Here is a 22,853-nt window from a genome sequence, read left to right as displayed (position 1 = left end):
CAAACCATGTTCTGGACCGATAAGGAGACTCAGCATGCACAAACAGTGGTTGCAGATTGAGCAGGCCTACATTCAAAGCAATCGGATTTTCAACTATGCCCAACTGCGGTTGCAGGGTCGCTGGCGTGCGGTGTGGCCGACCCTGGTCGCCGCCGGTTTGCTCATTGCCTTGTCCGGCACGCTGTTTGTGTGGGCAAACCCGCTGTGGCCCATTGCCTGCGTCACAGGGGTCGCACTCTGCATGATGGTGTTTTTCAGGACGCTGGACCGGCTGTTGGGGCGGCTCTACCCGCAGGAGTACGAACAGTACGGCATTGCCCGGCAACGGATGTCTGAGCGCTGCGATTACCTGGCGTATGCGCTGTTTTTTCAACGGGTCATCGCGATGGGCCATAGCCCGCGTACCCTGCAAGCGATCAGCGACTATTCGCAAACCCTTGGCCCGCCGCCCAAACCGTTTTTGATCAATCAGCACTTTACGACGGTGATCATGGTGTCGATTCTGGTCAGCCTGCTCAGCGCCTACCTGCAAAAAACACCGGGCTGGTCGACTCAAGCGCTGGAATACATCGCCACCGCGCTGGGTTTGACCTTCGTGCTCTCGTTGGGGCTCGACGGTTTTCGCGTCACACAAACCCGTGACAGCCGCATTCGCCGCTACCTGCAGCGTGCATGCATTGAGCTGGAACACGCTGCACACATGCCTTCAGCAACCGACCCGGCAACCGCCCCGGACGACGTGGCTGACGACACTCAACCCCGGCGCACCTGAACATGCCCCAGCCAGTGCCGCGCCCCGGCCCACCGGGAATGCCACGCCTGGCGCAACTGGTGCGCCGTGATGCTGCGCGCCTGCGGGTCGAAGCTGAGCGCAGCCCGCAAGGCAGGCCAGCAATACCAAGGCAGATGACGAGGCGCGCGCAGACTTAAGTGCAAGCCTTGCGCCTGCGCCAGATTTGACGGCACACGCTGAAACGGGTGCTTGCCTTCGGCCAGCTCATACAGCACGCAAGCCACGGCGAACAGATCGGCGCGCGAGGTCAACGGCTGCCCGTCCAGCAACTCAGGCGCCGCATAACCCGGCGTCCAGGCATTGAAACGGCTGCGGCTCAACTGCGGCAAACCGTCGAGCACGCCCTCCTCGCTCTGTCCGAGGCCAAAATCGAACAGGCGGACTCCCTCGTCACAGAGCATCACATTGCTGGGCTTGATGTCGCCGTGCAGGACCCCGCGACCATGGGCGCAGACCAACGCGTCCAGCAGTGGCAAGGCGATCTCCCGCAATTGGTTCCACGGCAACCCACCGGGGCGCTCGCACAGCAATTTGTCCAGCGTCAGCCCGCGCATCAGCTCCATGCTGATAAAAGCCAACTGACTGTCCTGATCGACCTCGAAGGTGTACAGCCGAAGCACGTTGTCATGGCGCACATGTCGCGTCAGTGCAAATTCGCTGTACAGCAACGCGCTGGCATCCGGGGCCGCGGCTACGTCTTCACCTAGCACCTTGATGGCCACATACGGCGACGGTTCGCCGTACTGTTCATGCAGCAGATCCCGCGCCCGGTACACCGTCCCCATGCCGCCAGCGCCCAGCAAGCCTTCGAGTTGATAGCGACCGGCAAGCACCTGCGGCAGTTGGCCGACACTGGCCTGCGTGGGGGCCGGTGCGGGTTGGCGCACCGCATTCTTGGCAAAGGCGAAGTACGTCAGGTTAGGGGCCTGCTCGGCCATTTCCAGCAGATCATCGGTTGAGGCATCGGGCTCGATCATTGGCGAATCACCACGGCGGTCAGGTTGTCCCGCGCCTCGCCGCGCAGCGCCCCGGCAAACAAACGCTCCAGCGCCAACTGCGGCGCGGGCAAATTCAGCGCGTGGCCAAGGGCATCGGTGCTCAAACTTTGATACAAACCGTCGCTGCACAACAAAAAGGCATCATCCGGACAGGTTTCCAGCTCCAGGACATCCAGCGTCAACTGCTCACTGGCGCCCACTGCACGGGTCAGTGCATGGGCTGAGGGATGCGCCTTGGCCTGCTCGGCACTCATTTGCTGCTCATCGATCAATTGCTGCTGCAGGGAATGGTCCCTCGACAGCTGGTACAAGCGTTGGCCTCGCCATAAGTAGCACCGACTGTCCCCCGCCCAGACACACGCGGCGCGGTTGCCTTCCATCAACACCGCCACCACCGTGCTGCCCATGATGCTGTCGGAACGCCCGGCGGTCACGGTCAGTTCCTGGCCCAGTCGACGGTTGAGCCAGTGCAGGCACTGACGAACGTTTTTCAGACGTGCGTCGAAATCCACCTCCACCGGCAAATCCGCCAGGCTGGCAACGATCAACTGGCTGGCAATATCGCCGCCCTGATGCCCGCCCATGCCATCGGCCACTACCCATAAGCCGTGTTGCGGACACTCCAGAAACGCATCCTCGTTGCGCGCCCGTACCTTGCCGGGGTCAGTGCGCGCAGCGCTGTGCCAGAGCCCGGTCGGGCGCATCAGAGCTGCACCGGCATACGGAAGGTGCGGATAACCCCCATGTCGAACGGGTTCGGCGCACGCGCAGTGGTCAACAGGTAGTTGGCCCGCAACCCGCCGAGATCAGCTTTGAGCACCAACACGTCACGCCCGCTCAGTGACTCGGTTTGCATCAAGTCAAACAGGCGGAACAGCGACCACGCTCCGGTATTTTTTTCGATGCCCACCGGGCGCCCGACCATTTTGTCCAGCACCAGGCTGGTCCTGCCGTCGGCTGTATCGGTGGGCCATGTGAAGGCCACCGGCACAATCGGGCCGTGGCGGTATTCAATCACCTTGTCGCCAAAGGTAAACGCCGAGCGGCTGACGGCGGCGTCCAGCGTGTAAGGCTCCAGCTTGAACTGCACACGCGGCTCGGCCGGGTTCTCAGCGAAGAAACTCTGGCGAATCACCTGTGCCGAGCCCATTTGGTCCAGATAGGCCTTCGAAATCGGCACGCTGTGACCATCCACACTGCGCAGCCGGTAATTGCCCGGATCGCCACTGACGAAGGCGCGCAGGTAGTTGTCGAAAAACTTGTCGGCAATCCCCTGGGCCTTGAAGAAATCACGGAAATCGCTCAGGGCCACATCGCTGGTGCTGTGGGCATAGAACGGGTAGCGCTTGCTGATGGCTTTGCCGTAATAGCTGTACAACTCGCTTTGATAACGCTGGTTCAGGTAGTCATAGGTATCGTCGAGCAACAACCGCCACGTGTCTTCAGCCAGCACGTTCAACCATGCACCCACCGGGCGCGGCAAGCGTGTCGAGGCCGTGCGCAAGCTGCTCAACGCATCGCGCTGGCCACCCATGCGCACTTTGGTCATCTCGTAGGCGGCTTGTTGCGGCGCACTGGCCCGGGCCAGGCTGGTCAGTTGCAACTGCACGTCATTGAGCGCCTGAAGGGCTGGGGTCAAATCAGCCGCAGGGCCGTTATTGTCATCAAGCAAGCGGTGCAACGGTTCAAAGCGGCGCTGCAGTGACTTTTTGGCGGTGTCGGGCAGTTTGGCCGCCACCGCCTGCGACGCTTTACCGGCCACCGCCTGGAGCGCCTTGCCTGCCTTGCCGGTTCTATGCGCCAGCGCTTCTGTGGCTTCGCCCGCCGCCTCCAGACCGTCGGCGATGGCCTGGAAGCGGGTGTTATCGCGCACTTCGACCAACAGTTGCAGCATGGGCGAATTGGCTGAGGTCAAACCGGCCAGTAGTTCAGCCCCTTGCGCAGCATCATTGATGGGCTGCAAGGCCACCCGACCGACCGCTTCTCCCCAATAGTTGGCGTAGTCGCGGAAATACAGCTGCTCCAGCTCCACCATCAGACGACGCAAGTCCATCCCGCTCATACCGGGGCCTTCGCCCAGCACCCAATTGTCTTCTAGGATATCGGTCACCAGCGTGGTGCTTTGTACCGAGAAATACTGCTGATAGCCGCTTTGGGTGTAGAAACCCGGGATCACATACTCCGTGCCGAGAAACAGATTGCCTTGCGGCCCCAGGTGTTGGCTCAGGCGGTACTCGGGCAAGCTGCGCGCCTGCTCGCGCAACATCCGATACACCACGTTGGCCAGCGATTCGCTGCGCAGCACCTGACGCGCCTGCGCCACCAACTGATCGTCGAGCGTGTACGCGAACGGCTGCTTGAGCAAACGTTCAAAGTGCGTGTTCAGGCCGTTCTGCACCTCGGCATTGCCTGCATAACGCACCGACCAGTCGGCGGCCACCCACTCTTTCAGCCAAGCGGTGTCCCGACGCTCTTTCATGTTCAGCATCAGGTAAGCGCGCAGGCTATTGAGCAGGCGTTCACGGTTTTTCAGATTGCTCCGGATCTGCCCTTCAAGCAGTGTGGCCACGTGCGGCAACAGCTGCTTTTCAAGCTGCTGATCATACGCCGTGGTGACCACCGGGTTAGTGGCTTCGCCCTGATACAGGCCGCCGCGCTCCAGGTACGACGCCTGGCCGGGTGTCGGGAATACCTGGGTGGCCGCGTATAACGTGTCCAGCGGCTTGAGCACCGCCCGCGCATCCAGGTTGGCCGTCAGGGCCGTGCGTTGCTGCACCCACTCCTGAGCCAGGGCACGCACCCGTTCAAGACGCTCAGAGTTGGCCGAAAAACCGCCTGCCCAGAGCACGCCAAACAACGCCAGTGCCGCCAGCGCACCCACATACAATGCCCGCTGGCCCCAATGAATGCGTCGCCGCTCGCGCTTGTCGAGCCCCGCCAGATCCGCTTCCGGGAAAATCACCCGGCTGAACAGGTGGTGGATAAAGGAGGCGCGCCCGCGGTGCATACCGGGCAACCCATCAACGCCCAGGTTGTCCAGATGTTCGTCATGATCGGCAGTGGCGGCCGAGGTCTGAACCGGGGACGCGTGCGGGGCACTGGTCAGGTAGAACCCGCGCAGTTGGCTGACGCGGTGATAACGGTTGCCGTTGAAGGCGATGTCCACAAACGCGCACAGGTTAGTGCCGATTTGCCCCAGTTGGTGCGGGAAGTCGAGGATTCGCGCCCGACGTTGAGGGTCACGCTCCTGATGCATGCGCATGATGACCTGGCTGTTCAGGCGACGCAGGAGTTCTTCGAACTCGGCGCGCAGGACCGTTGCGTCGGTCCCGCTCTGGTCTTTACGCAGCGTGGTGCCAAGCACCTGATCGCTTTCTTCACGGCTCAACTGGTCGAAAAAGGCGTCGAAACCGAGCAATTGATCGGCCTTGCTCAGCACCAGATACACCGGCACATTCGCGTGCAACTGTTGATGGATGTCCTGCAACCGGGCACGCACCAGGCGTGCCAGTGCTTCCACCGTCTCAGCGGTGCCCTCCATCAGGTCCTGCACCTCAATAGTGACCAACACACCGTTCAGGGGGCGGTTGCGACGACGTTGCCGCAGCAGGCCGAGCAAGGTCTTCCAGCCGCCGCCATCCACTTCGGCATCCGGCTGGGCCGTGTAGCGCCCGGCGGTGTCGATCAGGACGCCGTGATCGGCAAAGTACCAGTCGCACAGTGGGGTGCCCTGGGTGTCACGGGTCAGTTTGCGCTCCAGCGTGTTGATCGGAAATTCCAACCCCGAGTACGCCAGCAAACTGGTTTTACCGCTGCCCTGGGGGCCGATCAGCAAGTACCACGGCAAATCATTGCGCCAACGTTCGCTGCGCCCACGATAGACGCTGGAGGTTTTAAGCGTGTTGAGGGCGTCCTTGAAGCGCTCTCTGAGCGCCTTGCGCTCTTGCTCGGCCTTCTCGGTCTGACGCAGCCGTTCCTGACCGTCGGTACTGTCCTCTAAGGCCTGCTTGCGCACCCCGGCCCGCCAGTTGGCATAGACCATGAACAGGCCCCACATCAGGATCAGCCCGCTGATGGTCAGCAAACGCGAAATCGGGCTTTCCCAGAACTTGTAATCGTTGACGGCCAACAGCGGCCCGACAAACCACACCAACAGCGCGGCGAACAGCAGCAGGAGCAGGGTCCAGACCCAGGTCTTGCACAAGAATGCGCCGATATTTTTGACAAAATTTTTCATCACACGTCCTTGTTTACGGCTGCGGCTTGGGCTGAACCGGGGCCGGATCAAGCTGCTGGTAAGGTTGCAGAACTGTCTGGCGTTGCTCGCCCAACACCCAGGCAAACCCGGAATACATCACCCCCAGGCACACCAGGGTAAACAGCACCACCATCCAGGCGGGCACGATGCGCACCAGGTGACGGCGCTGTTGGCTCAAGCCCTGCCACTGCGGCGACAGTTCGCGAGGCACGTCGCCGCGCAATTGGCGGATCTGGCGATACAGCGCATCACGGATGCCTTCGAGTTCCAGCATGCCGCGCGGTTGCACCCGGTATTTACCTTCAAAACCCAGCGCCAGGCAGAGGTACAACAACTCCAGCATCGGCAAGTGCCTGACCGGGTTTTTGGACAGCTGCTCAAGCAAGCTGAAGACTTTTTCGCCGCCAAAGGTTTCGCTGTGAAAACTGCTCAACAGGCTGATCTTCGACCATTCGCTTTCGCTGCCCCACACGGTGGTGACCACCGCTTCGTCAACCACCGTGCACAGCACGTAACGGGCCGTCATGACCTCGCTGCTTTCTGCGCCGTTTTGCGCGGCGCGCACTTCAAACTCCCGCACGGCATTGGTCAGGCGCCTGTTCAATGGCGTCAGGTCCTCACGGGTTTTGGCGTGTTTGAGCCGCACCACTTCACTCAATACTTCAGAGGCCGCTGCCACCAGCGAATTGAGGCTGATGCTGAAGGTCTGCGCCGGGCGCATGCGCGCGGCGTAAATCATGCGCTGTTCCAGTTGCTCAAAACGCGGCGGCGAAGAAAAGTCAGTCAGCGGCCCCGCAACCGGGCCTTTGCCCTTGCGGTCAAGCAGGACGGTTTTCTCGTCCTGGCTGTGTTCCATGTCCTTGATCATGTCGGTCAATTCCTGATGGCCCAGAATTTCAGTTCAAGCTCGGAGAACTCTCCGGAAACGTGGAATGCAAAGCCTCCGGAACGCTCCAGCTGTGCCACGTCATCAGGACTGAGTTCGAGGATGAAATAGGTTTTGTTGGCGTGAAAGGCAATCTGGCGAGGCGCCACCGGTAACGGTTTGACCTTGATGCCGGGCAAGTGCAGGTTCACCAATTGGCGGATCTGCTCCACGGGGCCTACTTTCAAGTGCGCCGGCAAGCGATGGCGCAACTCTTCGTTGTCGCAATGGGCGCTGGCCGCCAGTACAAACGAGGCCGAGGTCAGCAATTTGTGGTCGTGCAGCGGCGACACCAGGATGCCGTACTGGCGCGCTTGCAGGATCAGCTCGATGGCGTGTTGTTCAAGCACCATCGACAACACCTGGCGGATCGCGTCCATCAGCCTGCGAAAGCTCCCGCCCTGGTCACTGTGCTGATAACCGGTTTCCATCCGCGGACGTTTGGTGTCACTGGAGAAGGTCGCCAACTCGCCCAGCATGGTCAGCAGCGTGCGGTACAACTCTTCCGGGTGAACCTGTTTAAGCCCCAGGTAGTGGCGCAACAGCAGCTCGGTGCGGTTAATCAATTGCAACATCATGAAATCACCCACCTCCGCCCCGCCCACCTTGCCATTGGAGCGTATGCGCTCAGCGATGGTGTCGCCGCGGTGACCGAGCATGCTGATGATTTCTTTGAGGCACGACAGCAGGTAACTGGAGGAATGAGCCTGAATAAACGTGGGCACAAAGTCCTGATTGAGGCTGATAACGCCGTCCGGGGTGGTGTCGAGCACATCGCAGAGCTTCAGTTTGACGTACGCCTGATCGCTCTGCTGTTCGCCCAGCAGCAGGCGGAAGTCCGGGCGTGCACAACTGACCTGACTGGCCGAGTCATCCCCCGCGTTGGAGTCAGTGACTTCGGCTTCGTACGCGGTGTAGCGCGCCAGGACGTCGGACTGCTCCGGGCGTCGCGCTTCGATGTGGTTCCCCGTGACCAGCGGCAACGCCAGATAAACCGGGGTATTGCCGGTGTTGGGCGGCACGTCGAGGGCCAGTGGATCGGTGTTGCCCCCCAGCTCGAACAGGCTGCCGTCGGGAAGGATTCCTGACGCCTGGCTGACGACCACTTTGCCCATGCTGAGGAACTGCAAATCGATTTCCAGGCTCAGAAAGCCCCAGATGTAACTGCCCAGCAACTGGGTGCGGGTTTTCATCTGGTGATCGTAATAGCGGTCGTTGTGTTGAAAGTGCTGCGGGCGCAGCAGCATGCCTTCCTGCCAAATGACTTTGTGTGCATTCATGATCAGTCATCCGCCTTGGCGAGCATTTTTTGGGCATTGAGGATGCCGGTCTTGTCCAGAATCAGCGAAACGTCCGTCATCTCCTGCGGCGTGACCTGCACCGTGTAGCGCCACTGCGTATCGGGCAAGTCGCGATAAGCGGCCAGCACGCCGATGAAGCGGCTGCCCTCCTCCACACTGAGCTTGAGCTCCAGGGTTTCACCGGGACGCAGCTCCAATTGCTCGCTGGTCACCATGTCCGGGCTCAGCGCCTCTTTGGGGTGTTCATACAGGCTGAAAAAGTCTGCGTTCTCGAACGCCACCGGGTGCTTGAGCTCGAACAGGCTCACCACCACCGGCGACGGGCGGCCATTGAGGTCCGGGTTCAACTGGTCGCTGGCTTGCAGCGTGAGGTTGACCTTGGTCAGGGTCGAATACGGCGACAGGGTCGAGCACCCTGCCATCAGTCCCCACGCGGCAACGACACACAGCGTTTTCAATACACGGGTCGGGCTGCAAGACATACGCTTCATCCTTGGTAGTCGTGGTGTAGGGAGCCGATCAGGCGCACCTGTTCTTCGTAGGCTTGGGCGAAATCGCGGGCCAGCAGGCGTTCGCTCCAGTCATCGTCTTGCTGCAAGGCCTGGTGATAACGGGTGAAGGCTCTCCAGCGGCTGCCCGAAGTGGCCAGCAACGGTTTGTTGTCCCGCTCGAAACGCAGGGTCATGCGCTCTGGCGAAAAGTGTTCCAGGGTGCCCCGCAGTGCCGCCCGGCTGGCGGTCAGCAACGCCACCTGATGGGCTTGCACATCACGAAAGGCACGGGCAACCGCCTGTTCGGCCGTGAGCTGCCCCGGGCGCCCCGGCTGAAGCAGGATCGAAAGGGCTTCACCCGGGTCGATGGCCACTTTCAACGGGTTTTTTTGCGTGGTTTGCACCGTGGTTTGCGCCAGACGCAATTCGTTTTTCAACTCGCTGCGGGTGCGCAGACTCTGCTGCAACCCGCTGACGCTTTGTTTGAGCAACCGCGCGGCATTCAGTGCGAGGGCTTCGCGGGCCTCGTGGTCCATGCCCGCAAGATCAACCCCCAGGGCTGCTCCGAAATGCGCCCAAAAGCCATCACTTTGTTCCTCAACAGCAGGCGCGGGGGCAACCGGTTCAACGGGTTCAGGGGCTTTGACCAAGTGCGGCACGATCAGCCGTTCCTGATCGATTTGGGCGTAATCAGCCCGTTGACGGGGTGGCGCCTCGGCCGTTTTCGGGTTGAGCAGTTCGTTGATCCTGGCCTCATCCGGGTCGAGCTGAGTCAGGGCATTGAGCGGATCAAGATCAAAGAAGGCATCGTCCGGAATCACACTGCCCGCGGGCTGTGGCAGCCCGAATTCAATGTCCGGACCTGCCGGGTCACGGATCAACCGCGCACGAATCTCAAAGTCGCCCAGCACATAGCCCGAGCCGCTTTCAATGCGCAGGGGTTCGCCCCTGGGCAGGCGTGCGCCGGTCTCACGGTCCTGCATGCCGTTAGTGCTGGTGTCGGTGAGGTAAAACACACCGTCGCGGTACGTGATCAATGCATGGTGATTGGACAGATGCCGCTTTTCATCCGGGATCACCCAGTCACAGTCCGCTGCCCGGCCGATCACGCCACCCGCGCGGGTGAATGTTTTCTGGCACAACTGCGCAGGCACGAACTGCTTGGTGTTCAGCATTTCGAAAACCAGTTCCATGATCTTGCTCCTTGCGGTCACTTGCCGCGATTGACCGCCTGCGGATCACCCAAGGGGCGATAGACGTTGTCGTTGAATTTGTAATTGCTGTTGCAACCGCTCACGCCGCATACAACGACGAGGGCCAACAGCACGGCTTGCCAGTGACGAACAGGCATCAGGGGTGTCTCCAGACGTAAACAACATTCAATGGCCTGCGCAGGCACAGTGGCCATTCATAAACACGCATCACGGGTGGTAACGGAACACGCTAACCATCACGCTCACCCACCTGAACATTCAGGCGCTCCATGCGATACAGCAACGTGCGGCGTGGCAATCCCAGTTCCCGTGCGGCCAGCGTCTGGTTGCCATCATTTTTGCGCAGGCAGTCGAGCACCCAACTGCGCTCCACTTGCTCCAGACGCTCACGCAGGCTCAAGCTGCTGCCTTCCAGGGCCAGGTCGGCACGTCGGGCAAAATGTTCGGGCATCAGCTCACGGCCTTCGCACAGCAGCACCGCGCGTTCGACCAGCCCTTTGAGTTCGCGCACGTTGCCCGGGAAGGGATAAGCCGCCAGATTGTCCAGCGCTGCCTGCGACCAGTGCAGGACGTCGCGGCGCAGGAAGGCGCAGGCCTTTTTGGCGAAATGCCGGGCCAGCACCAGGATGTCGCCCTCACGCAGCCGCAGGGGCGGCAACTCAATCGGGAATTGCGCCAGCCGGTAGTACAAGTCCTCGCGGAACTTGCCTTCACTGACCAGCACCGCGAGGTCACGGTGGGTGGCTGCAATGATCCTCACGTCAATGGTGTGGGTGTCGTTGCTGCCCAGCGGGCGGATCTCGCCTTCCTGCAACACCCGCAGCAACTTGGCTTGCAACGAAAGCGGCATGTCACCGATTTCATCGAGCAACAACGTGCCACCATTGGCGGCATCGAACAGGCCGCGACGGTCGCAGTCTGCCCCGGTGAAGGCGCCTTTGCGAAAGCCAAACAATTCACTTTCGAGCAGGTTTTCCGGGAAGGCTGCACAGTTCTGCACAATAAACGGCTTCGAGCGGCGTGGGCCGTAATCGTGTATGGCCCGCGCCACCACTTCTTTTCCGCTGCCGGTTTCACCCAACAGCAAGACCGTGTATGGGCTGTGCAGCACTTTGCTGATCAATGAGTAGGTCTCACGCATGACCGGGCTTTCACCGATCAGCCCGTAACCGCTGACCCTTGGCTCACTCACCAAGGGCGCGGGCACGTCACCCGACGAGAGCCGCAAGGCGTGCTGCACATGCAATTGCCCGAGTACGAACGAACCGAGCTGGGCCAACGATTCGGCAAAACCGTTCAGGTCTTGCTGGCGTTGACTGGCGCACAGCAATACTCCTTCCACAGCCTGTTTCTGATTGAGCAGCGGCACGCACAGCAGCGCGTTCCACACCACCCCGGTAGGCAGAAAACTCAGCTCATGCAACCGGGTATTCAGATCGCTTAGGCACACCACGCGGTTTTGGCATAACGCAAACTGCAACAACTGTTCGCCGTTGTAGTCGGCCGGAACACTCTGCTCCTCCCGGGTGTGCGCATGCCCGTTCAGGTATTGCGCGCTCAGGCCCAAACGGGTGTGGGTGGCGTCCAGTACGTAGAGTTGCACCAGCTCGCAGCCACTGAGCCCGGCCACACCCTGCACAAAACCGCCGACCAATGCCTCGTGGTCCGGGGCCTGGGCCAGGTGCATGAAGTGGGTGAGCAAGGTCTGCGCATACACCAATGGCTGATCGACATGGGTAAACATCACGCCCACCTCAAGCGAACTCACAGATGACACCGGCATGGGCGTCAAGCGTGGCGTGCACCCGCTGCAGACTCTCTCCCTGCGCCATGGCGTCCAGCAAACGGTCGGCCACCAGCGGCAACACATGTTGCTCCAGCAAGTGGTCGATCAGGCGCGCGCCACTGTCACTCTGGGTGCAGCGCTCGGCCAACTCGTCTACCAGGGCCTGGCAGAAGCTGAACGCCAACTGACGACGCGCCAGGCGCTCGCCCAATCGGCCCAGCTTGATTTCAATCAGCTCGCGCAGAACCGGGCCGCCGACCGGGTAGTAAGGCACGACGCGCATACGGGCCAGCAGTGCCGGTTTGAAGTGTTGGCTGAGTACCGGGCGGATGGTCGCTTCCAGCACCTCGGCCGTTGGACGTGCGCCGTGTTCGCAGAGTTGCGAAATGCGCTCGCTGCCCAAGTTGGACGTCATCAGGATCAGGGTGTTGCGAAAATCGATTTCGCGCCCTTCCCCGTCATTGGCCACGCCTTTGTCGAAGATTTGATAGAACAGGTTCAGCACGTCCGGGTCAGCTTTTTCGACTTCATCGAGCAGCACCACCGAGTACGGCTTTTGCCGCACGGCTTCGGTGAGCATGCCGCCCTCGCCATACCCGACATAGCCGGGCGGTGCGCCGATCAGTCGCGAAACGGTGTGCTTCTCCTGGAATTCAGACATGTTGATGGTGGTCATAAAGCGCTCGCCGCCATACAGCAGATCGGCCAGTGCCAGAGCGGTTTCGGTCTTGCCGACACCACTCGGCCCCACCAGCAAAAACACGCCCACCGGTGCGTCCGGTTTGTTCAGGCCCGCAGCAGTGGCACGCATGGAGCGGTCGAGGGCATGCACGGCCTGCTCCTGACCACGAATACGGGTGCGTAAGTCGGTGGCAAAGCGTGCGACCTTGGCATTGTGCTCCCGCGCCAATTGCGCCAGAGGAACGCCCGTCCAGGCACTGATGACCTCTGCCACCAGCCGCGGGCACACCTCAAAACTGACCAGACGCTCAGTCGCTTGGGCCTGGGCCAATGCGCGGTGAGTTTCACCCAGGGCCGCTTCGAGCGTTTCGATGCCCGCTTGCGGGTCTTCGTCCATGGCACTGTCCGGCGCAGCGGCCGCCATCGTTCGCGCCGTGGCCAACTGCTTGCGTTGTTCGAGCACCGTTTCGGCCAGGGCCTTTTGTTCAGTCCATGATGTTTCAAGCGCTTCGCGTTCGCGCTCGGCGGCGGTCAAACGGGTTTCCAGCAACGTCAAGGCGTCAAGATCGATCATCAGGCCGGCTTCGGCATCGCGACGCAAGGCCCGGCGTTGCCGCTCGCCTTGCGCCAGCTCGCCGCGCAGTTGTTCCAGACGCTGCGGGGCCGCCGCCAGGCTGATGCGCACCCGCGCACACGCGGTGTCCAACACATCCACGGCTTTGTCTGGAAGCTGACGCCCGGCCAGGTAACGGGCCGACAGTTCGGCGGCTGCCACGACCGCGTCATCACGCAGGTAGATGCCGTGGCTTTTTTCATAGACGTGCGCCAGGCCACGCAGAATGGTCACGGCTTCGCTGACCGTGGGCTCGTGTAACTGAACAGGCTGGAAACGCCGGGCCAGCGCCGGGTCTTTTTCAAAGTACTTCTTGTATTCGGACCAAGTGGTGGCCGCGATGGTACGCAGCTCTCCGCGAGCCAATGCAGGCTTGAGCAAGTTGGCGGCATCCGAACTGCCCGCCGTGCCCCCGGCGCCGATCAGGGTGTGGGCCTCGTCAATGAACAGGATGATCGGCCGGGGCGATGCTTTGACCTCATCAATCACCCCTTTGAGGCGGCGCTCGAACTCACCCTTGACGCTGGCCCCGGCTTGCAACAACCCCATGTCCAGAACCATCAACTCGACGCCTTTGAGCGCCTGCGGCACTTCTCCGGCGGCGATGCGCGACGCCAGCCCCTCCACAATCGCGGTTTTGCCCACGCCTGCTTCGCCCACCACGATCGGGTTGTTTTTACGGCGACGGGCCAGAATGTCGATCATCTGGCGAATCGCGTCATCGCGGCACAACACGGGATCCAGCTGGCCGTCGCGGGCCTGCTGGGTCAAGTTGTGAGTGAAGCGCGCCAGCAGCGACTCGCCCTGCACCGTGGGCTTGGCGGCGTCAGCCGGCGGGGTATGCGACAGCGCAAACCCTTTGAGGCGTTCGATGTTCAACTGGCTGAGCAAAGGTAAATAATGGCTGCCGGCGTAACGCATCGGATTGCGTAGTAGCGCAAGAATCAATGCCGCCTGCTCAACCTGGCTTTGACCCAACTCAAGGTTGGCCACCAACAGCGCGTCTTGTAGCCATTGCACCAGTTCCGGGGCAAACACCGGATTGCGCGAAGCGTTGTGCTCAGCCCGCGGTTGCAGTGCCGCGCTCAGCTCGCCGGGCTCCACGTCGGCGTCTTGCAGCGCGCGGGTCAGTAAGCCTTGCGGGCGTTCGAGCAGGCCCAGCAGCAAGTCTTCAACCAGCACTTTATGACCGCCACGGGCCACGCAGCGCTCAGCCGAGCCTTCGAGGTCGCGCCGGGTCTCGGCGTCCAACGCCTGAATCAGTTGTTGCAGGTCTACATTGATCATAAGTCATCAGTCCTTAATGAATTTTGCTGCCCAGCGTCACCACACCATCAGCCCGCTCGCGGCCCAGCCAACTGGTCCAGCCCAATCGGCAGGCGTTCTGTTCGCCAATGCGCAGTTCGCGGATTTCTTCCTGACGCAACACCAGCCGGATGTCGTAGTCCAGCGGGTCGCGCAAGGTAAAACGCACCAGTGCACACAGCGGCTGATAGCCAAAACCAATCGGCAAAAACTCGTGAAAGCGTTCCCAGTTCAGTTGACGGATATAAATGCGGAACTTGCCGCTGCGGTCCCGCACCCGCTCCCCCAGCACCAGGTCTTCCCCCAGCAGGCTGTTAGCCCGGCCGAGGCGATTTCGCTGTTCCTCAAGAATCTCGACCCGCCGTTCAATGCACTGCTCGATGGTCAGCTCGGCGTGCTTGAAGTAGTAACGCAACACCGCTTCAATCAGGGCCGCCGAGTGCGCCCGTAAGCTGAGCAACCCCAGATACGGCAACAAGCGCTTCCAGTTCAGCTCTTTGGCCTGACGAATGTCTTCGCCCCCCAGACCGATCAACGCAAACAGTTGCGCTGAAAACGGGTCCAGCGCACCGCTCTGGAAACTCGCGCGATAACGGTATTTTTTCCAGATGGGCAACATCAACCGTTGCAGGCGGTGGTGGAACACATCCAGAAAGTGACGCGTCGGATTGCCGTCTTCACCGTCACCCAGCGCCTGCTCGCCATAGAACGCCGGCAAGGGCGAACTGGCCCCGACCAACCCGATCAGGTTGAAGCGCAAACGTGCCCGCAGTTGCCCGTGCTCATTAAAAAACTCCACGCGGTCCACATCGCTGCCCGGGAAGCCCAGGCTCGGGTTGGCCTGAAACTCCACGTGGTCGTACAGGTCGTCTTCACTCAGCAGCGGGTGCGCGTCACGCAACCGCTCTATCACCAGCAATACCGCCTGAAACAGCGAGTACTCGCGTATCACCTGGCTCAGCCCATTCAAAGAAGTGGCTGTAGGCCCATACGTGGTGTCCATTGGTACACCTCTCCCTGTGTGCTCTTTACGCGCAACTCGTGGTACGAGTTAAGGCTGGCGTAAAGGGCGAAAAACTCATTGAGCACCGACGCAAACACGAACAGGTCGCCTTCACCGATATACCCCTGGGTGTCGACGGTCAGTTCGGTGCGTAGCCCGCGCACGGGCAGGCCGCGGTGCAAGCGGTCAACGTGTTCGTGGCGGATCGACTTGAGCCCGCCCAGCAGCCGCTGGCTGACTTTCTCTGCGTGTTGGTCGTAGTAGCGCGGCAGGTCGTAGGTTTCGAGGATGACCTTCAAGGCATTCACATCGGCCAGCGACAGGTAGTTCAGCGACATGTTGCTGATCAGCTTCCACAGAAAGTCACGGTTGATCGGCGGCGCATAACTGGAGGTCGCCGGGGTAATGTTGCGAAAGGTCAGGAACTCCGGGGTTTTTTCACAGGAGCGACAGATGTCCCCGAGTTTGAGCCTGCGCGGCAGGTTCTGATTGGTGCAGGTCAGCTCGATCGACAGGGTTTCGTGGGCCTCGATGTCACGCAGGCTGAAGCTCAGGTAGGTGTCGAGGCCCTCGTGCAACAGCGAGGAGCGCTGACGAAGACTGTAATGAGAACGGGCCGTGGGCACGTCAAAGCTGGGGTCGTGCTCGAACGACTCGAACGGCACGTAGTCCTGATAACCCAGGCCTCCGGGCTTCCAGCCGATGACGCTTTCGACTGAAAACACGCCGCAGTGCGCCTGCTCGTACCTGGCGGGCAGCAGCAGGTACTCGTCCTGCTTGCCATCAAGACGGATCGGCGACGCGTCGTGCTTGAACAGGTTCACAATCGGTGTGCAATGGAGCTTCACGTTTTCCAGCGTCGGGCGTAACCGCTGAATGCCACTCTTGCGGATCTCAAAGCGCAGCTCCAGACCGCGCATTTGCTTGAGGGTGTCTTGCGGCAGGGATTTGAGGATGTCCAGGCCGTTGACATCGACAAACAGAAATTTGTCCTGAAACGCGAAATATTCCTGCAAATAGCGATAACCGCGAAACGTATTAAGCGGGTACGGAATCAGGGCTTCCTCTTCGGCAAAACCTACCGGTTTCACCCGGTCGCCGGGCATCTTGAATGCCATCGTGCGCCCGCCCGCCCCTTCCAGCGGATTGCCCGAGGCGTCCAGCGGGACCAGCTCGATGCTTTCCAGATTGCGCAGCACGCTCAGGTACAACATCTGGCTGATGTAACGCTCGCCGGCAAAGTGCAAACGCAAACGGCTCAGTTCCAGCTCCCCCAGATGCCCGTCGGCGCTCATTTCCAGACGCAGGCTAAGCAGCGATCCGTCGCCCTTGACCGAATAATTCAAAGCCTTCAGATCGAGTGCCATTACGTCGGTCGGGTAGCAGGTGCGAAAACGGCACTGCACCTCATCAATCGGCTCGCTTTCAACCGGCGTATCGCGCTTCACCTTGAGGCCGGGGCCCGGCACGGTGAGCGGGTCAAACTGCAAAATACTGAAGGCTGGCAACGGGCGCATGTAATTGGGCCACAGCAGCTGCATCAACGAGTGGCTCAGTTCGGGCAACTCGTCATCCAGCTTTTGGCGCAAACGGCCGGTCAGAAAGGCAAACCCCTCCAGCAACCGCTCCACATCTGGATCACGCCCGGCTTGCCCCAGAAAAGGTGCCAATGCCGGGCTGCGCTCGGCGAATCGTCGACCTAACTGGCGAAGTGCGGTGAGCTCGCTTTGGTAGTAGTGGTTAAAGGACACGAAATACCTTCCTGGCATTAAAACTCATGAAAAATCTGCCTTGCCCGCCGCGTCAGAGTGCCCTGTACGGCGAGAAAGGAACTGCTTGCTTGCGGTCGCTAGACCCGCGTGATGTAGCGTCAGGTCACCTTGACTTGGCCGCTGCCGTCCAGGCAGGCGGAAAAAGCCACGTGCCGCTTGATGCCTTCAACTTCCAGTAGCCCTTCGATACTGAAGGTCAGGCGCAGTTGATCGTGATCACGGGGCAAGGAAACGACACACACACGGCTCAAGCGCGGCTCGTAGGCTTCAATGAAACCTTCGATCGCCTCGCGGGCCTGACTCAACGCGTCATGCAGGCTCAAGCGCATGTCATTGAGATCGGGCAACCCGTAATCGGACAACGTTTGCACGCTGCCCGCCCGGGTGCTGAGCATCTTGCCGAGATGGGCAGCCACTGACGCCATGGCCGAAACTTCCCGGCTCCAGCCGATGCGTTTATCCGCATCGCCGTTCAGGCGTTCGAAAAGGCTGCCGTATCCCGTCATGCGTCGCTCCGCTTACTCTTTGTCCAGCTTGCCCACCAGGGACAACGTGAAGTCGGCACCCATGTACTTGAAGTGCGGGCGCACATTGAGGCTGACGCGGTACCAGCCCGGCTCCCCTTCAACGTCACTGACGATGATTTGCGCCGCACGCAGCGGACGACGACCCCGGACTTCCGCGCTCGGGTTCTCCTGATCGGCCACGTACTGGCGGATCCACTTGTTCAGTTCCAGCTCAAGGTCGGTACGCTCTTTCCACGATCCGAGTTGCTCGCGCTGCAGCACTTTCAAGTAGTGGGCCAGACGGTTGACGATCATCATGTACGGCAGCTGGGTGCCCAGCTTGTAGTTCAATTCGGCGGCTTTGCCTTCGGCACTGATGCCAAAGAATTTGGGCTTCTGCACCGAACTGGCCGAGAAGAAGGCAGCGTTATCACTGCCTTTACGCATGGTCAGGGAAATGAAACCTTCCTCGGCCAATTCGTACTCACGACGGTCGGACACCAGCACTTCGGTCGGAATCTTGGTCTCGATCTCGCCCATGCTTTCGAAATGGTGCAACGGCAAGTCTTCGACTGCGCCACCGCTTTGCGGGCCGATGATGTTCGGGCACCAGCGGAATTTGGCGAAGCTGTCGGTCAGTTTGGTACCGAAGGCGTAGGCCGTGTTGCCCCACAGGTAGTGCTCGTGGCTGTTGGCAACGGTTTCTTTGTAGACGAACGATTTGACCGGGTTTTCTTCCGGGTCATACGGGTTGCGCAGCAAGAAGCGCGGCACTGTCAGGCCGACGTAACGCGAGTCTTCCGATTGGCGGAAGCTCTGCCACTTGGCGAACTGCGGGCCTTCAAAGTGATCTTTCAGGTCTTTGAGGTCCGGCAAGCCAGTGAAGCTTTCCAGGCCAAAGAATTTAGGACCGGCCGCCGCAATGAACGGCGCATGGGACATGCACGCCACACTGGACACGTACTGCATCAGCTTCACGTCGGGCGAGCTGGGCGACAGGTAATAGTTGGCGATGATCGCGCCCACCGGCTGCCCACCGAACTGGCCGTATTCAGCGGTGTAGATGTGCTTATAGAGGCCGGCCTGCATGACTTCCGGCGAATCCTCGAAATCGTCCAGCAAGTCTTCCTTGGACACATTGAGGATTTCGATCTTGATGTTTTCACGGAAGTCCGTGCGATCGACCAGCAATTGCAGGCCACGCCACGACGACTCCAGCGACTGGAAATCAGGGTGGTGCAGGATTTCGTCCATCTGGCGGCTGAGCTTGGCATCGATCTGCGCGATCATGCGGTCAACCATGGCCTTCTTGACCGGCTCGCCATTGTTCTGCGGCTTGAGCAACTCCTCAATAAAGGCCGACACGCCTCGCTTGGCAATGTCATAGGCCTCATCGTCCGGCGTCAGACGGGTCTGCGCGATGATGGTGTCGAGAATGCTGTATTCGCCGTTTTCCGTACTGCTTTGCTGCGCTGCATGGGTGCTCATTGCGTTGTCTTCCTTGGCTGATGGGGGCTCAAGCGTCCTGGGCGGCGGCGTTCAAGCCCAGCTCACCCAATACGCGACCACGGGATTCATCGTCGGCCAATACGCCTTCAATGGCTTTGCGAAAGGCTGGCGCATTCCCCAGCGGTCCTTTAAGGGCCATCAGTGCGTCGCGCAGCTCCATCAGTTTTTTCAACTCGGGCACTTGCTCAACAAGGCTGGCCGGGTTGAAGTCTTTCATCGAGTTAACGCGCAGTTCGACGGCCAACTCTTCAGTGTCGCTTTGTTCCTGAAGACGGTTGGGAACGCTCAAGGTCAGGCTCAGCTCTTGTTTGGCCAGCACTTCATCGAACGTCATTTTGTCGATGCTGATCGGCTTGCGATCTTCGACTTTGCGTTCGTCCTTGCGGTGGGTGTAATCACCGATCGAAAGCAGCTTCAACGGCAGTTCGATTTCCTCCTGCGCGCCACCGGTGGCGGGTTTGAAGGTGACGTTGATGCGTTCCTTGGGGGCTACCGAGCCTTCTTTGGCCATGGTTTTTTTCCTTGCTTGTGTGACCCTGGGGCCTATTCGAGTACCACTTCAAGATCGAGGTGGCACAACCTGCGATATATCTCATCCCTGCGTTCGCGTACGGCATGGTTCTGCGGCAATAACTCGCAGCAGCTATGCAATAAATGCAGCACTTGCAGCGCAAGATCGGGTTCCCAGGCATTCAGGCCTGAGTCCTGTAAGGTTTGGTCCAGGGTTTCAAGCTGGGTCTTGGCCAGCTCGTACTTCTTGGCCATGAAACACAGTCGCGCGAGGGCGAACTGCCAAAAAAATCGCACGCGCCCGCCCTGAGCATTTTGCAAACCTTGCTTGAGGATCTGCACGGCGGGTTTGAGGCCGTCCTTGCGCAGGATCGGCAGCACCTCTTCAAGGGCAAGCTCCCAGGCAGGCTGAGTAGCGGCCACTTCAACCTTGCGCGGCGCACTGGCGCTTTGCAGGTGCGGCATGACGCTGGCACTGATCCATGCGCGCGTCGCGGGGTCAGCAAACGGTGCGCCGTCATGGAAGCGCAATTCAATGATGCCCGGCAGTCGCTGAACCAGCAGGCTGAAGTGAATCTCCACTTCGCGCATGGCGAGGTCGGCGTTCAGGGCCTGCAAGCATTCCCACACAATCCGGTGACCATCGAACCAGAACGGGGCCTTGCCCAGGCTTGCTTCTACCTCGACCAGCAAATCGGCGTACTGCCCCTGGGCGAAACGATCTTCATAGGCCTTGAGCTTGTCGGCAGGCAGCCCGCGCAGCGCGGTAATGTGCTCCGCGTTGCGCTCAGGCACGGCATCGATAGCCATCCACATCAACGTGCGATTGAGGCGCAACGCCCGCACATCCGTGGCTTTGTGTTTGAGCCACCAGCCGCACAGCGCACGCGCACTGTCCTGCTGGCCACGCAGGGCTTTTTGCGCATCCTTTTCGTTATCGATGGGAGTGCCAGGCGTGAACAGCTGGTTGGCGGCCTGCTTGACCTGAGCGACCACAGCCCCGACGACGCCAGGTTCGGGCTCATTATTGGCAGCGCGCTGGACCATGTTGGCCAGTCGCCGGTGAATGGGCAGCAGCAACGGTGCGGCATCATCCAGGTGCCGGGTCAGCACCGCGTCCAGCGCTTGCAACTGTTTGACCAGACTGCGAAAGAGCGGCAGTTGCTCCTTGATCGGCACGTCGTCTTTTAACGCACCTTCAAGGCGTGGCACCAACCATCCAATGGCAGCCGCGCGAGTGCGCGCCTTGGCAGGGTGGAATTGTTCCCAGTGGTGCTCACACAGGTACACGAGCAGGCCCAATCCTGCGTGCAAGCCGGCAAACGACTCACGCAGGTGCAACGCCCACGTCAGCCACGCAGCAACACGCAAATCCTTGGAAGAATGTCGAAGAATGTGCTCGCTGTTTTCCTGAACTTTCAGCCAGTCGATCGGGCCGCTGGCGTGCAGTGATTGAGCCTTTTCCAGCTCCGCTTCCAGCGCTTCAAACTCACTGGAGTAGCGAACTTCATCACCGGCAAAACTGTCACTGGAAATGGGCTGCCGGACCAAGTCGGCATAGCGGACCATTAGCGTGCTTGAATACGTCATCTATACCTCCTTGATGATTGAACGCCACAGCGTTCGTGCCTCCTGGCACATCCCTTAAGCAACTTTCGACCCATACTCTGAACACGGGCCCAAACTGGCTTTATATCAAGCGTCATCAACACCTTTATGGCACTTTGACATTTGATGCGGGCCGAGAGGATACACAAAAAATTAACGAGTCGTTACCAAAAAATCGCCACCGACTCATCACAAAGGATTATGCCTTTCATATTTTCAAAACAACTGACCGACACTTTTGCATATCAGAACCGGTTACGCCGACTTGCTTGACAAGACTTAAAATCAAGCCTACGGACGCTGAAGAAATCATGCCTGTTTTTTGCTTTATCACTTATAAATCAATAGGTTGAGCTCTTAGTATGAAAACCGAAATTCATTAATCAATGTGGCAAAATTTGTCCGGCAATCTTCGTTGCACTCAAACGGGATAGCTATCGGAAAATTCTGATAATTCGAAAATAATTCAAGCCCTCCTCAAACTCACACCCTGCCGTCATTAACACACTGTGTATTAACGAGAGAAAAATGGCAGGCGACATACAACCAAATCCCCTCCGCAGTCGTCTTTTTTTTGTTCTACGATTACCCCCGGACAAGGACTCATCTCACTTCAACTTACACCCTGAAATCCTCCTCAACACTCCCCTGGCAAAAAACACCAACTGCGCAAGAAGTTGCGCACTCAAATGTGGATAACTATGTGGATACATGCCCAGAGCGTATATAAACCGTGAGCTGTAGACGAGTGCGCAAGAAGTTGCACAGTACTGCGCAACTTCTTGCGCACTTTTGAGAGGCTTTTGTTTAAAAAATAACCAGCAAAATTCCTTACTTCACGTAACTCCTTGTTTTTAAATGACTTGATAAAAGCTGGCACGAACTTTGATTACCCAGTTCAGCACTTGAGCGGCATTTGGGCCTTTCAAGTCTCATTTTTCAGCAAGGAGAGCCTCAATGGCGACGCCAGCTTACATGTCCATCACCGGCACCAAACAGGGTCTGATTACAGCCGGTGCATTCACCGCGGATTCGGTGGGCAACACGTATCAGGAAGGTCATGAAGACCAGGTCATGGTTCAGGGTTTTAGCCACGAAGTGATCATCCCTCGCGACCCGCAATCGGGCCAACCGACCGGCCAGCGTGTTCACAAGCCAGTGAAGATCACCAAAGTGTTCGACAAGTCCTCGCCGCTGCTGCTGGCCGCACTGACCTCGGGCGAGCGCCTGACCGAAATCGAAATCCAGTGGTTCCGCACCTCGGCTGCCGGCACGCAAGAGCATTACTTCACCACCAAACTTGAAGACGCCATCATCGTCGACATCAAAGACTACATGCACAACTGCCAAGACCCGTCGAATTCGCACTTCACGCACCTGGAAGACGTGGAGTTCACCTACCGAAAAATCACCTGGACCCACGAAGTGTCGGGCACTTCCGGTTCCGATGACTGGCGCTCGCCGGTGGCTGGCTAAGGCTGGCTGAGTGTTTCTGCGCACGGGCGCCTTGTGGGTCGGTGCGCAGGTTTAACCCCGGAATGATGTGTTTTCGTCGCCTCTTTTTTCGCGACGCAAGCCTG

The 22,853-nt window shown here is 59.7% G+C and carries 18 protein-coding genes; 2 read left to right on the top strand and 16 right to left on the bottom strand.

What is annotated here, in order from left to right; translation table 11 throughout:
- Nucleotides 1-34 precede the first annotated feature (34 nt).
- Complete coding sequence (locus tag IF654_RS11235) at nucleotides 35-772, top strand: hypothetical protein (RefSeq protein ID WP_070413483.1); 738 nt, start codon at nucleotides 35-37, stop codon at nucleotides 770-772.
- Here IF654_RS11235 and IF654_RS11230 read toward each other — a convergent pair.
- The 16 genes from IF654_RS11230 to tssA all read right to left on the bottom strand — a co-directional run bounded on the left by IF654_RS11230 (nucleotide 754) and on the right by tssA (nucleotide 21,255).
- Nucleotides 754-1,770, bottom strand: a complete 1,017-nt coding sequence (locus IF654_RS11230) for a serine/threonine-protein kinase (protein ID WP_047283372.1) — start codon at nucleotides 1,768-1,770, stop codon at nucleotides 754-756. The two genes, IF654_RS11235 and IF654_RS11230, sit on opposite strands and share 19 nt — an antisense overlap.
- The gene (locus tag IF654_RS11225) at nucleotides 1,767-2,495 is read right to left on the bottom strand and encodes a PP2C family protein-serine/threonine phosphatase (protein ID WP_047274735.1); all 729 of its coding nucleotides are present in this window, start codon (nucleotides 2,493-2,495) and stop codon (nucleotides 1,767-1,769) included. Before IF654_RS11225 ends, IF654_RS11230 begins: the two co-directional genes overlap by 4 nt.
- Complete coding sequence (gene tssM / locus IF654_RS11220) at nucleotides 2,495-6,028, bottom strand: type VI secretion system membrane subunit TssM (RefSeq protein ID WP_194862471.1); 3,534 nt, start codon at nucleotides 6,026-6,028, stop codon at nucleotides 2,495-2,497. Before tssM ends, IF654_RS11225 begins: the two co-directional genes overlap by 1 nt.
- Nucleotides 6,029-6,041: 13 nt before the next feature.
- Complete coding sequence (gene icmH, locus IF654_RS11215) at nucleotides 6,042-6,917, bottom strand: type IVB secretion system protein IcmH/DotU (RefSeq protein WP_047280243.1); 876 nt, start codon at nucleotides 6,915-6,917, stop codon at nucleotides 6,042-6,044.
- A 5-nt stretch (nucleotides 6,918-6,922) separates the two neighbouring features.
- Entirely contained in the window at nucleotides 6,923-8,254 is a 1,332-nt protein-coding gene (gene tssK, locus IF654_RS11210) for a type VI secretion system baseplate subunit TssK (RefSeq protein WP_047274738.1), read from the bottom strand.
- Nucleotides 8,255-8,256: 2 nt separating this feature from the next.
- Nucleotides 8,257-8,757 (bottom strand): type VI secretion system lipoprotein TssJ, encoded by a 501-nt coding sequence (gene tssJ / locus IF654_RS11205; RefSeq protein ID WP_047280242.1) that lies wholly within the window; start codon nucleotides 8,755-8,757, stop codon nucleotides 8,257-8,259.
- 5 nt (nucleotides 8,758-8,762) lie between these two features.
- Nucleotides 8,763-9,959 carry a type VI secretion system-associated FHA domain protein TagH gene (tagH, locus tag IF654_RS11200; RefSeq protein ID WP_047280241.1) on the bottom strand — a complete coding sequence of 399 codons (1,197 nt, stop codon included), beginning with the start codon at nucleotides 9,957-9,959 and terminating at the stop codon, nucleotides 8,763-8,765.
- A 17-nt stretch (nucleotides 9,960-9,976) separates the two neighbouring features.
- Nucleotides 9,977-10,117 (bottom strand): hypothetical protein, encoded by a 141-nt coding sequence (locus IF654_RS11195; RefSeq protein ID WP_047274741.1) that lies wholly within the window; start codon nucleotides 10,115-10,117, stop codon nucleotides 9,977-9,979.
- A gap of 92 nt (nucleotides 10,118-10,209) precedes the next feature.
- Entirely contained in the window at nucleotides 10,210-11,724 is a 1,515-nt protein-coding gene (locus IF654_RS11190; protein WP_194862914.1) for a sigma-54 interaction domain-containing protein, read from the bottom strand.
- Between the two features lie 10 nt (nucleotides 11,725-11,734).
- Entirely contained in the window at nucleotides 11,735-14,347 is a 2,613-nt protein-coding gene (tssH, locus tag IF654_RS11185) for a type VI secretion system ATPase TssH (RefSeq protein ID WP_194862472.1), read from the bottom strand.
- Nucleotides 14,348-14,360: 13 nt separating this feature from the next.
- Nucleotides 14,361-15,368, bottom strand: a complete 1,008-nt coding sequence (gene tssG, locus IF654_RS11180; protein WP_047274744.1) for a type VI secretion system baseplate subunit TssG — start codon at nucleotides 15,366-15,368, stop codon at nucleotides 14,361-14,363.
- A complete protein-coding gene (tssF, locus tag IF654_RS11175; protein WP_047274745.1) occupies nucleotides 15,332-17,119 on the bottom strand; it encodes a type VI secretion system baseplate subunit TssF in 1,788 nt (595 codons plus the stop codon). The genes tssG and tssF overlap by 37 nt, the downstream gene beginning before the upstream one ends.
- Nucleotides 17,120-17,238: 119 nt before the next feature.
- A complete protein-coding gene (gene tssE / locus IF654_RS11170) occupies nucleotides 17,239-17,646 on the bottom strand; it encodes a type VI secretion system baseplate subunit TssE (RefSeq protein ID WP_047277003.1) in 408 nt (135 codons plus the stop codon).
- Nucleotides 17,647-17,658: 12 nt separating this feature from the next.
- A complete protein-coding gene (tssC, locus tag IF654_RS11165; RefSeq protein WP_047274747.1) occupies nucleotides 17,659-19,134 on the bottom strand; it encodes a type VI secretion system contractile sheath large subunit in 1,476 nt (491 codons plus the stop codon).
- A 28-nt stretch (nucleotides 19,135-19,162) separates the two neighbouring features.
- Nucleotides 19,163-19,666, bottom strand: a complete 504-nt coding sequence (tssB, locus tag IF654_RS11160; RefSeq protein WP_047274748.1) for a type VI secretion system contractile sheath small subunit — start codon at nucleotides 19,664-19,666, stop codon at nucleotides 19,163-19,165.
- A 32-nt stretch (nucleotides 19,667-19,698) separates the two neighbouring features.
- Complete coding sequence (gene tssA / locus IF654_RS11155) at nucleotides 19,699-21,255, bottom strand: type VI secretion system protein TssA (RefSeq protein ID WP_047283365.1); 1,557 nt, start codon at nucleotides 21,253-21,255, stop codon at nucleotides 19,699-19,701.
- 975 nt (nucleotides 21,256-22,230) lie between these two features.
- Between tssA and IF654_RS11150 the strand changes: the two genes are divergently transcribed.
- Nucleotides 22,231-22,749, top strand: coding sequence for an Hcp family type VI secretion system effector (locus tag IF654_RS11150; protein WP_047274249.1), 519 nt, complete (start codon nucleotides 22,231-22,233; stop codon nucleotides 22,747-22,749).
- The last annotated feature ends 104 nt before the right edge of the window (nucleotides 22,750-22,853 follow it).

This window comes from Pseudomonas lundensis (genome assembly GCF_015377145.2).
Taxonomy (GTDB): Bacteria; Pseudomonadota; Gammaproteobacteria; order Pseudomonadales; family Pseudomonadaceae; genus Aquipseudomonas; species Aquipseudomonas lundensis.
Note: the sequence above shows the minus strand (reverse complement) of the source record. Positions and strands in the feature narration are given on the sequence as shown.